Below are 11565 nucleotides of genomic sequence, written 5' to 3'. Positions count from 1 at the left end.
GGGCTTGGTAACCAAGCCCCTACTCACTTGGGTTAAAAAACGCGATCGGCGGGATAAGGAAATAATATTATTCCTCCCCGCTTTGAGACTGACGAATGGGAATCTCAATCCAAAATCCAGTTCCTTCTCCTGGCTGAGAACTGCATTTAAATATTCCCCCATGTTTTTCCACGATAATTTGATAACTAATCGAAAGACCTAAACCTGTTCCTTTTCCAATCGGCTTGGTTGTAAAAAAGGGATCAAAAATTTGTGATAGAATTTCTGAGCTAATTCCTGAACCACTATCAGCAACCTGAATGATGATATGAGTTGGAGATGAGCCTTGATTTTTCTCTATTTGTGTGGTGTTATTCGGACTATATTGGTTCTCAATAGTCTTAGATTGAACAGTTGTGGAAATCGTAATCCTCTGGTTATCTGGATCACAGTCTTCTAACGCATCGATCGCGTTGCTTAAAACATTCATAAAAACCTGGTTGAGTTGACTGGGATAGCATTCAACCAGCGGCAAATCCCCATAATTTTTGATCACTTGAATCCCTGGATAATTGGGTTTTCCTTTCAGGCGATATTGTAAAATCAGTAGGGTACTCTCTATCCCTTCGTGGATATCCACTAATTTTTTCTCGGCTTGGTCAAGGCGGGAGAAATTTCGCAACGACAAAACTAGCTTGCGAATCCTTTCCGAACCCATTTTCATCGACTCTAAAAGCTTGGGTAAATCTCCTTCCAAAAACTCCAAGTCGATAAGATCTAACAATTCAATAATCTCTGGTTCTGGCTGAGGATAATATTTCTGGTAGGAATGAATAATATTCAGTAAATCCTGAGCATACTGACTGGTATAAACCAGGTTGCCATAAATAAAATTCACCGGATTATTTATTTCGTGAGCTACTCCCGCAATCAACTGTCCCAGACTCGACATTTTTTCGGTTTGAATCAGTTGGGCTTGAGTTTGCTTGAGATGGTGAAAAGCACTTGCCAATTGTTGGGCTTGGGCTTGAGTATGGGTAAATAATTCCGCTTGCTGAATTGCCACCGCCGCTTGATCTGCTAACTTTTTTAGCAGTTTAATCTCTGAGGGAAGCCAATCTCGCCTAGCTTTACATTCTTGAGCAATGAGGAATCCCCACAGAGGTTGTTCCCATCTAGGACATGGAGGAATATCTAGCATAACGGGTATCTCATTGGTTTGAGGATTCTCCACGCCAATGGGAACAATTAAAGCGGCTTGTACTTGACAATGCTGTAAGAACTCTTGTTGAGCCGGAGTTAATCGGGCTTGAGTGACATCCTTAATCACTCCTAAATTACCTCGCTTATACACTTGAATCTGGGCTTTCGAGAAATACTGCTGAGGATCGTCAATATCTAAAAGCGATAACCACTCCCCTGTCATCGATTCGACAATAACTTGACCGTGGGAATCATCGGTAAACCGATAAATGATCACTCGGTCAGTGTTCAGCAGTTGACGAACTTCTCGTACAATCGTTTGTAGGGTGGTTTTCAGATCAAGAGTACTGCGAATTTGGTTGGTCACTCGCTGTAGCGCCCGCCCTTGCTCTAGAGATTGTTGTAACTTAGCCGTGCGTTCAGCCACTTGGCATTCTAAGTTACTATTCAGGGCTTGTACTTGAGCATAAAGTTTATATTGCTCGATCGCCATGGCAAAATGATGACCGAGTGCGATCGCCAGTTCAATGTCGTAATTCGTCCACACTTGAGCTTGATTCTGTTTGACCTCTCGCCACTGTTCAAACGATTCACGGGGATTGCGTTGTTTTTCCTTGGGGTTAAACTCTCCCGCCCACAAAATTTCTTGCATCACTTGAGAGCGAAAAATACTCAGATACCCCAAAAATGAGGAGCGATAATACAAGGGTATTACTAACCAACCTCGAATTGGAGTAGCATCAAAAGCTGGAGCTAGACTCGCCAACTCTGAGACTTGATCCAAATCGTTGACGATAAGGGGCTGACAACCGACGGGAGTCGAATTGGATGCGGATGAGCCATTGGCTGTATCAACGGTTTTATACCCTCTTACCCATTGGACAAACACAGGATGCTCTTCAATCGTCGTCGGACTGTCTTCATCTCCACATGTAGGTTGTGTACCATATATCAGGCATTCTGCCCTCGGATTCACTCGGTCTGGGGCTATATAGAGTCTACCTCCCCCACTCGATAGAGCGCTAACCGTTTCTTGTAAAGCAGCTTGGAGTTGAATTGTAGGTAACGAATGTAGCAAGGTGGAGACACGATTAATCGTCGCTTCGATCTGATGCTGCTGACGGGTTTGGGATAAGAGATTAGACTGGGCAATGGCAATGGACACCTGATCCACCACCGATTGGACAATCTGCAATTCCCGTTGGCTAATAGTACGGGGGGTGACGTGATGAGAGACTAAAAGTCCCCAGAGTCGTTTCTGGGATCGTTGAGCCTGGATATCATAATGGACAATGGGTAAGACCATGGAAGACTGGACACCCATTGCTCGTAAATACTTGATATGACAACCATCTACGGGACGATAGTGAATCGGTTGCGGGGTGCAGCGATCATCGGTTTCTGAGGGTTCTAAGGGTGATAAACCAATTAGTCCCTGGGAAACATCCACAATCGAACGCAAGCGCTCGGTGAGGTACAATTGACGGGCTGGTTCGGGAATATCATCGGCGGGGAAGTTTAATCCGTTGAGAGAAGACAGTCGATTGGTGTTGACTGATTCAGCAATCACCTGTCCACCACCGGACGCATTAAAGCGGTAAACCATGACGCGATCGGTTCCTAACAACGATCGCACTTCTGCAACCGTGGCATTTAAAATCTCTTGTAATTCTAAGGATTGGCGAATCCGATTAGTGATCCGGCGCAACAAGTCTTCTTGATCGAGTTCTGGTTGTAACACTGTCCTACTCCTATGAAACACTCTCTGATTCTGGTTTAGAGGGTAATCCAAGTGATGAATCAGAGGTTTAGCTCGATGCACCGACTTCACAAATCTGTATGAATATACTTAACTTACAGTGTAAAGATTCTTTGAGCTGAATTACCTGAAAGCGGAAGAGTATGCGCTTGTCATCCTCAGATTTACCGATCCACGAGTTTGCAGTTCGCCTGTGCTAAATGTTGTCGGATATGTTGACGAACATTCATCAGCATTTTTCCTAAATGATTCTCACCGGTTTGATCCTCACCACACCCCCAGTAGTAATCTGTGGGAGAATCTTCAACAATCACTTCTTCTCCGGTGTTCAGCAGGATTTGCTGAATATCAGAATGGGTAAGAAATTTGGTCAAAACCCCTCGCCACATAATCTGTTGTTTTACCAGGTCCCAATCAGGACGATGATTCCGGGTGCGATCGCGTCCCAGGAGGGCGGCTTCCTTTGGTGTTGCCACATTTTTGATTGTCCTGATCAAGGCTTCGTCTGTCGTCCCGACGAACTTGTGCGCCTGATAGTAATGCTCAACGGTTTGCCAACACCAGCCATCGATCTGGATCGGGTGGGGAGAGAAGTTGGAAAAGCAGCCATAGGGTTCCTCAACCTGATAAAAATAAATTGTCATGGCAAAACTATCAAACTATTTCGCTGGGCAAAAAGCCTCGTCTGATGACGAGTTACGTTTTCGGGTGCGGCGTCGGAAACCATGTCCCTGAAGCCCACCCTAGATTTAATGGTTTAGTTATCTAGTCCTTTTTATTGGTCAACCGACGGCTGATTGACACCTAAATCTTATGGTAGCGATCACGAGGCGTTTACGATGAGGGAGATGAGGAGAGGGGAGCTAGTACAGCGTGGCGGAAATACTTGAGCAGCTTTGTATCTACAGGGGAGCAGGGTTGTCGATTTGTCGGGGCGGGTTTCACTATTATCGTTTATGAAAGCACCTGGATGTGACTAAACCCGCCCTTCTAGGGGAGCAGGGGAAGTTTATGGCGTCAGATAAAAAAAAAGAGCCACTTGCGCGACTCTCTTGATTATCAGGGTGCATCTACATATCAAACTATAGCACTTTGGGGATGAGGGGTTTAACCCCCTATTTTGCCAACCAAATCAATCAATATTGCTGGAGTCTAATGAATAAAAGGGTTTCAGGGAAAAATACAAAAAAAACAGCGCCCATTTTGTTACAAAAATTAACTAATATAGAAAAAACAGTCATCCAGAATCGGGAACCATGCAAACAGCTACCCCACCATCAACCCTTAAAGCTTGGGCAAACGCGATCGCCAAAGCCCCCACTGAATTTCCCCTAACCCCCTTACCGATTCTCTCTGGCAGAATTCCTCAAGGGTTAATACCCACCCCTGTTCTGGATTAAGAACCGCTAAAATAGCGCCATCCCCATCAAACCAATGTCCCATCCGTTGACCTCCTCGTTCTAGACGGGCAGGTCCATTGCGATATAGTGAGCCTCGTAACCGTTGTTTATGATGGGAATTCTAACCAAAGTGAAGTCTGGATCTATGACAGCGATGCTCTTGATCAAGAACCTACCTGTCGGCGGCAATTACCGCAGGTCATTCCGTTGAGTTTTCATGGCAGGTGGAAATCTGTTGGGTAAAGTTTTCATTAGTCGCTTAAAACATAAATAGCCCGCCTATAAAAAGCGGGTTAAGCTATCACGCATTTAAATTGGGAATGGGTAGCGAGCTTGCTGGCTCGCATTACAAGGGTTTTTGAGTTTTTAACATTAAGGTTTAAATGCCGAACAGCTTAGCACGAGGTATTTTCAACTAGCTTTATTTTCCAAATGGTATACTATCGAGGTTGACAGTCAGGAGGATCAGTTCGATTACAACCAGGGGGCGGACTTTGTTCTATTGAAGCTAGCACTAACTTTTGCTGATTTACCAGAAAAGAGGAATCAAGTCTTCCTGGTTCAGATAGGGATAGACTAGCTAACAAAACCCAACTATAAATGTGCATTGTAGATGTCATTTGCATCGCTTATACATCAAGACTGACGTTTTTGCTTCTTTAAGAAGAGTTAAAAAATAATCTCTACAAAAAAAAATCAAATGCGTAAGTCATGTAATACTTGCTTCAGACAGTTCAATGCTTGATCCGTATAAAACTGGAAAAAATAATAAATTTTATAATAGCAACGCGACATTAAATGGGTTGCGCTTATGTTTTAAACCTTAATGTCAAACCCTTACATAAACATAAGACATGAGACATATAGCGCTTTCCCAGCCGGTGAGGTATACCTAAATGTAGGGGCAATGTAGGGGCGCAAAGCTTGCGCCCTTAACGATGTATCGCATCAAACCGGAAATTGCTATAAGATGTAGCTTGCTTCTCAAGGGAAGCGAGTTGTCAGCCGTAAACTTTTATTGTCCCTACCTACTTAACATTCAATGGATTACAAAACAGCCCGTAACTTTGTGATTACTCAAACAACAGCATCTGACCAAAACAAAGACGCATTTATGGTTCGTCTCAAGTCACAAAAACCTCCGGTTCCAGGTCAGATAACCAATATTTTATTAGCGCTGAAAATGATATTTGAGGGTCTGCGAGATGCATCAACTCTAGATCGAGAACTCGTTCACTCCCTATACTTATTAGCTTATGAGAGCCGAGAGCAGTTTGAAGCAGGGCGTCGGGCTAGTGTGAATTGGCCCCCCCTGCTCGATGAAGATCTCAAGCGCATTGCTCGTGCTGTGGAGAGTATTTTTTCAGGTATTTGGCAAATGAATGACAAATGACAGGCAGGTAGGAGGGGAAAAGGCTAATACTCTCTTCCAAATAACTACGGACATGAGCAATGACCAATGACCAATAACCAATGACCAATAACTAATAACCAATAACTAACGATTTCGCAACTCAACTTCAAGTTTATCTAAATCTTCTGGCAAGAAAACCGTGATCCGCCCATTAATTGGCTTGCCATTCTCAGTGCGAGTCACTTCTAACCAATAGGCAAAGCGATTACCTAATAAAAGCTCGCCTTGTCGTGCTATTAACATTGGTCGATTTTGTCGCCGAGCTAAATCGATAGTTGCTGGTGTGGGATAAGCGTATACCAGGTTAGCTCTCTGGTAATCTTGATAGATTGCTGGACCATAAATAACTCGCAGTGACTCCGTGAGTCGTTCTGGAGTCACTCCGTTAATCATGTCATAGAAGGAAATTTGCTCACTTTGAATGAGGCGGCGATTCGTGGGAAAGGCGATTTGACCTGGAGGAAGCACCGAGGCTTCAAACTTAAATCGTTGAGCCGCAGTATTAAGCTTAGTCACGACTAAGCCATCTCCAATACCGGGTGCCAAGGTAGGATGAGCCGCAATCCAAGCGACGACTGTCTCCACGGTTTGACCGGGTAACGCCTGAGCGGGATTGGCTGTCAACCCCAGTACCATGCCCATCAATAGAAATGACCCCAGTTTACTTTTCTTCATCGCCAGCCTCCTTGAGGTTTGCTTTTCCTATAAACAATTATGGCAGTTAGGCTGAACATCTCACCGTTCGCTCATTTGGGTAACTCAGTAAGTCGGGGTTGCTGAATAAGTGCTGTGGTGGGGAGAGGCTAAGTTAACCTACCCCGACTAAGTTAGAGGGGTTTATTCAGTTCTCTCATCGCCTCAGCATCTTGAATCTCCTCAGCATCTTGAGTCTCAACCGAACAGGAGTGAACCCAACAGTTAATTGGAATATGATCCAACTCAACCGACGTTAACAATTCTTGCATCTCATCTGCGATCGCACAGTCATGGGGAAATTGTTGATAGAGTCGAGCTAAAATCATCAGCGTTTCTGCCCAAATCCTTTCTTGAGCATAGTTAGAGGCTTCGTCTTGGAGACGTTTTTTGATCCCTTCGGGTTGATTAACGAGTTGATCAACAAGAGTTTTCAGTTCTTCGGGTGGGGCGATTCCCGTCTGCAGGGGTTGACGCTGAATCCACCCTCGAGCAAAATGATCCTGACTGTGATCATCGGGGTTACACACCAAGGCAAATGTCCAAAGATACCGTTTTTCCGTTGTCAGAGATATGTGATCAGGAAGCTTGAGTTCTACGATACCTGGTCTATGGGTTAGGGGTATCCTCGTATAATAAATTTCCTGGTTTTGCTCGTCCAAAAGGACAAAATCGGCTGACTGGGCTTTCGTGGGGGGAACATACCAATATAATCTAGGGTTGGGGGATATGGTGGTAATTAGATTATTCATTGGCGTTAGCGCCGTTAATCTTATATTTCCGGTAACACAAGGTATAGTCTGTATACCTCTCTGTCCTCCCCCGCCAGTCCTCTCAGGGGCACCAATATCTTCTCCTTCAGGAAACTCTAAACTAATATCGAACGACTGTGCTTTGAGTTGAGGTGCGGCAAAAGCCAACGTTAACCCGAACGTTAGTGTCATCGCACCGAGGTAGGTAAAATGCTTGAGACCACCCATGCTTTAATTTTCTCCTAATCTAATCCTGAAGTCTATTGCCACAGTTACTTTCAACATGATTCACGGGAGTCCAACGTTAGACTCGATGAGGTAGACAATGCTTACGTTGGAAGCTGACTTGTCCAAGTCCTCGGCTTAACGGAGTAACCGAGGGTCATTGACTCCAATGCATGACAGCTACCGCCACCGCAAGTTCCGGTCATCAGTTTTGACAGGTCAGCAAAAGCCTGTGATTCAACTTGATTTTTACCCACCCCGGGCAAGACTGTTTCAATGTACCTGCTTGTCTATATTTTATTTTGTGGCGGAATTTTGAGGGAAATCAAAAAAGCCAGCTTGACACCAGATTAGACCAAAGACGGAATGACTAACGACGAATCCCATGTTAGCTTGAACCTAGCTAGGCTATTGTGTGTACCCCATGAAACTTGCGATCGCACAACTCAATCCCACGATTGGCGACTTAACCAGCAATGCCCAAAAAATCCTTGATGCGGCGAATCAAGCAGCGCGTCAGGGTGTCCGCCTCTTATTGACGCCAGAACTCTCCCTCTGTGGGTATCCGCCGCGAGATTTACTCTTAAATCCCAGTTTTATGGAGTCCATGACAGACTGTCTGGACAACTTAGCCCAACAGTTACCCTCAACCCTAGCAGTTTTGGTGGGAACCGTGACAGCAAATCCCAAAGCTGAGAGTTCGGGAGGTAAACCATTATTTAATAGTATTGCCCTGTTAGAAGGCGGTAAGGTACAGCAGGTGTTTCACAAGCGCTTGTTGCCCACCTATGATGTCTTTGATGAGAACCGTTATTTTGAAGCTGGAGTCCAGAGTAATTCCTTTACCTTAGAGGCAGAGTCAGCTAACCCGATTAAAATTGGCGTGACAATTTGTGAGGATCTCTGGAATGATGAGGAGTTTTGGGGAAAGCGCACGTATCAGTTGAATCCCATTACTGACTTAATCCAGCAGAAGGTTGATTTGATCGTGAATCTCTCCGCCTCGCCCTATAGTGTGGGCAAGCAGCAACTGCGGGAAGCCATGTTGCAACATAGTGCCAAGCGTTACCAGCAACCGATTCTCTACGCCAATCAGGTGGGGGGAAACGACGACTTAATCTTTGATGGGAGTAGTGTAGGATTTAACCGCGCCGGGGAAATGGTTTGTCGCGCCCCTGCCTTTGAAACCGATGTTTTGCTGGTAGACTTTGATCCAGTCCAAGGAGATTTACTCAAGAGTGCGATCGCACCCGCCCCCGAAAGTACCAATGCTCAAATTTGGTCTGCTTTAGTTTTAGGAATCCAAGACTATGCCCGCAAATGTGGCTTTAAGCGAGTGGTGATTGGTTTGAGTGGGGGAATTGATTCATCCCTGGTTGCTGCCCTTGCCACGGAAGCCTTGGGCAGGGACAATGTCCTCGGTGTTCTCATGCCATCTCCCCATACGTCTGAACACTCGATCGATGATGCCCTAGCGTTAGCCAAAAATTTAGGGATTAAAACCCATACCTTGCCCATTGGCGACTTGATGCAGGGGTATGACCAAACCTTAGACCCCCTATTTGCCGGAACTGAATTTGGCACCGCCGAGGAGAATATTCAAGCCCGGATTCGGGGAAACTTGTTAATGGCGATCGCGAATAAGTTTGACTATCTGCTGATCTCGACGGGGAATAAGTCAGAGATGGCAGTAGGGTACTGTACTCTCTATGGGGACATGAACGGTGGATTAGCCGCGATCGCAGATGTTCCCAAAACCCGTGTCTATTCCCTCTGTCAATGGCTGAATTCCACTAAAGCAAAAGCACAGGAAAGCCAAGCCACCCCAGAACAATTACCAGAGCAATTACCAGATACTCAACCAGAAATTATTCCGGCGAATGTCTTAGCCAAACCTCCCAGCGCTGAACTCAAACCGGATCAAACTGACCAAGACTCGTTACCGTCTTATGACATCTTGGATGATATCTTACAACGCCTGATTCATGACCATCAATCTGCCCCCCAAATCATCGACGCCGGACATGATCCAGAAATTGTCCATCAAGTGATGCGAATGGTAGCGCGGGCAGAATTCAAGCGCCGCCAAGCCCCACCCGGGTTAAAAATTACGGATCGGGCATTTGGTACGGGTTGGCGGATGCCCATCGCCAGCCGTTGGGTTGCGTTTAAGGAATGTATCTAAATTTAATGTTTGGAGTAGGGGTTTGGTTACCAAACCCTAGGTAACCAAACCCTAGGTAACCAAACCCCTACTATTAATTTTTATTGAGGATTATGTACGTTTCATTCAAGAATCCATGAGAAACAGGTGAAGATCAAAGGGAATACAGAACCATCCCATTCCCCATTCTCCTGTTTCCCATGAAGATTCTAATAGTAGATGATGATCCAGCGACAGCTTCACCCCTAATTGAAGCACTCACCGCCCATCACTACACCATTGAAGCCGCAACTAATGCAGAACATGGACTGGAACTCGCTCAAACCTCTCACTATGACTTAGCTGTTTTGGACGTTACCCCCCAAAACCTAGATGGTATTCATCTGTGTCAAAAACTGCGCCATCAAGGTTCTCAAATGCCAATTCTTCTCCTCAGTACCCAAGGAAGTAGCGCTGATCGCATTCGCGGATTAGAAGCAGGTGCGGATGATTATGTGATGAAACCCTATGATCTCTCCGAATTGATGGCGCGAATTCGAGCATTATTGCGGCGGCGTAACTCCACGGTATCCAAGGTGTTGACTTGGGAGCAGCTACGGCTAGAACCAGATACAGGTAAAGTCACCTATAAAGGCGAATCATTACACCTAACGCCCAAAGAATACGGATTGCTAGAACTATTCCTGCGTCATCCTCGACGTATTTTTAGCCGTAGTGCGATCCTCGATCACATTTGGTCGAGTGATGAATTTCCCGGTGAGGAAGCCGTAACCACCCAAATTAAAGGGTTGCGACAAAAGCTGAAAGCGGCTGGGATCAAAATTAATTTAATTGAGACAGTATACGGCTTAGGGTATCGCCTCAAAGATGCACCCATTCAGGAACAAGAGAACAAACAAGTCAAGGAAAAAGTAGCAGATAGCACGTCTGAAGCGAAACTCATGGCGGCGGTTGCCAAAATTTGGCAAAAGTTCAAAGAAAGCCTCCCGGAAAAAATAGACGTATTTAGGCAAGTGAGTGTAACTCTGGCGACAGGAACCCTGAATCAACAACTCTGTGAGAACGCCAAAATGGAAGCCCACCGATTAGTGGGTTCATTGGGATCGTTTGGTTGTGCAGAGGGTTCTAAAATCGCACGAGAAATTGAACAGCTTTTACAGACTCCAATCCAAACAACGCCGCAAGACGCCCATAAGCTGAAAGATTTAATCGACTCCTTGCAACAGGCGATCGCCACCAAATCCACCCTTGATCAGGTTACGTCCCCCGTCTGTGATCCGCCCACGTCTTCCACTTACTCAGCCCGACTATTAGTCATTGACGATGATCAGATCCTCAGCCAACATATCGAAATCGAAGCAAAAGCCTGGGGATTGCAGGTGGATAGCGCCCCCCATCCCCAAGCCGCCAAAGGAGCGATCGCGCTCCATCCTCCCGATGTGATTTTGCTGGATCTCACCTTTGCTGACACCCAAGAAAACGGCTTTGAACTCCTAGCAGAACTTGCTGTCCAACACTCAGACATTCCCGTTTTAATCTTTTCCAGTCAAAATCATTTAAGCAGTCGAGTCAAAGCCGCCCGTCTCGGTGCTGCTACCTTTTTACAGAAACCCATGACTCCCCCAGAAATTTTGCACGCGGTGACTCAAGCGATTAATCAGCAGAAATCAGGAGAATCTAACGTCTTAGTCGTGGATGATGATCCACAAATCCTCGCCCTGCTGCGCCACGTACTACAACCTTGGGGATTAAATGTGACCACTTTGGCACATCCCCAACGCTTCTGGGATGTCCTAGAAGCTGTATCTCCTGACCTACTAATTTTAGACGTAGAAATGCCGGAATATAGTGGCATTGAGTTATGTCAGGTTGTTCGTCATGATTTACGCTGGAGTAACTTGCCCGTGTTGTTTCTCTCCGCCCATACCGAAGTACAAACAGTGCAGCAAGTTTTTACCGTTGGTGCAGATGATTAC

At 45.6% G+C, this 11565-nt stretch carries 8 protein-coding genes and 2 pseudogenes; 5 read left to right on the top strand and 5 right to left on the bottom strand.

From position 1 onward, the window contains the following. Positions 1 to 67 precede the first annotated feature (67 nt). Entirely contained in the window at positions 68 to 2923 is a 2856-nt protein-coding gene (locus ACLFWI_RS17510) for a GAF domain-containing protein (protein ID WP_446413978.1), read from the bottom strand. Positions 2924 to 3105: 182 nt separating this feature from the next. Next, complete coding sequence (locus tag ACLFWI_RS17505) at positions 3106 to 3585, bottom strand: NADAR family protein (RefSeq protein WP_446413977.1); 480 nt, start codon at positions 3583 to 3585, stop codon at positions 3106 to 3108. A 612-nt stretch (positions 3586 to 4197) separates the two neighbouring features. Here ACLFWI_RS17505 and ACLFWI_RS17500 point away from each other — a divergent pair. Continuing rightward, entirely contained in the window at positions 4198 to 4341 is a 144-nt protein-coding gene (locus ACLFWI_RS17500; protein ID WP_446413976.1) for a hypothetical protein, read from the top strand. Position 4342: 1 nt separating this feature from the next. On the opposite strand, the pseudogene ACLFWI_RS17495 reads toward ACLFWI_RS17500, so the two are convergent. After that, positions 4343 to 4441, bottom strand: a pseudogene (locus tag ACLFWI_RS17495) (carotenoid oxygenase family protein); the annotation flags it as partial. Between ACLFWI_RS17495 and ACLFWI_RS17490 the strand changes: the two are divergent. Beyond that, a pseudogene (locus ACLFWI_RS17490) lies at positions 4435 to 4584 on the top strand (carotenoid oxygenase family protein); the annotation flags it as partial. The pseudogenes ACLFWI_RS17495 and ACLFWI_RS17490 sit on opposite strands and share 7 nt — an antisense overlap. A gap of 799 nt (positions 4585 to 5383) precedes the next feature. Continuing rightward, on the top strand, positions 5384 to 5734 hold the full coding sequence (locus ACLFWI_RS17485) for a Dethiobiotin synthetase (protein ID WP_446413975.1): 351 nt from the start codon (positions 5384 to 5386) through the stop codon (positions 5732 to 5734). A 105-nt stretch (positions 5735 to 5839) separates the two neighbouring features. Here the strand turns inward: ACLFWI_RS17485 and ACLFWI_RS17480 are convergent, their stop codons facing one another. Further along, positions 5840 to 6430: a hypothetical protein gene (locus tag ACLFWI_RS17480; protein ID WP_446413974.1), complete on the bottom strand. Its 591-nt coding sequence runs from the start codon at positions 6428 to 6430 to the stop codon at positions 5840 to 5842. Between the two features lie 152 nt (positions 6431 to 6582). Continuing rightward, positions 6583 to 7428 carry a DUF928 domain-containing protein gene (locus tag ACLFWI_RS17475; RefSeq protein ID WP_446413973.1) on the bottom strand — a complete coding sequence of 282 codons (846 nt, stop codon included), beginning with the start codon at positions 7426 to 7428 and terminating at the stop codon, positions 6583 to 6585. 421 nt (positions 7429 to 7849) lie between these two features. Between ACLFWI_RS17475 and ACLFWI_RS17470 the strand changes: the two genes are divergently transcribed. Both ACLFWI_RS17470 and ACLFWI_RS17465 read left to right on the top strand, forming a co-directional pair. After that, entirely contained in the window at positions 7850 to 9610 is a 1761-nt protein-coding gene (locus ACLFWI_RS17470) for an NAD+ synthase (protein WP_446413972.1), read from the top strand. 179 nt (positions 9611 to 9789) lie between these two features. Continuing rightward, positions 9790 to 11565: response regulator (locus ACLFWI_RS17465; RefSeq protein WP_446413971.1), on the top strand; the 1776-nt coding region annotated here is incomplete at its 3' end.

Origin of the sequence: Coleofasciculus sp., from assembly GCF_046539235.1 — a bacterium.
In the GTDB taxonomy this organism is placed as follows: domain Bacteria; phylum Cyanobacteriota; class Cyanobacteriia; order Cyanobacteriales; family Coleofasciculaceae; genus Coleofasciculus.
Note: the sequence above shows the minus strand (reverse complement) of the source record. Positions and strands in the feature narration are given on the sequence as shown.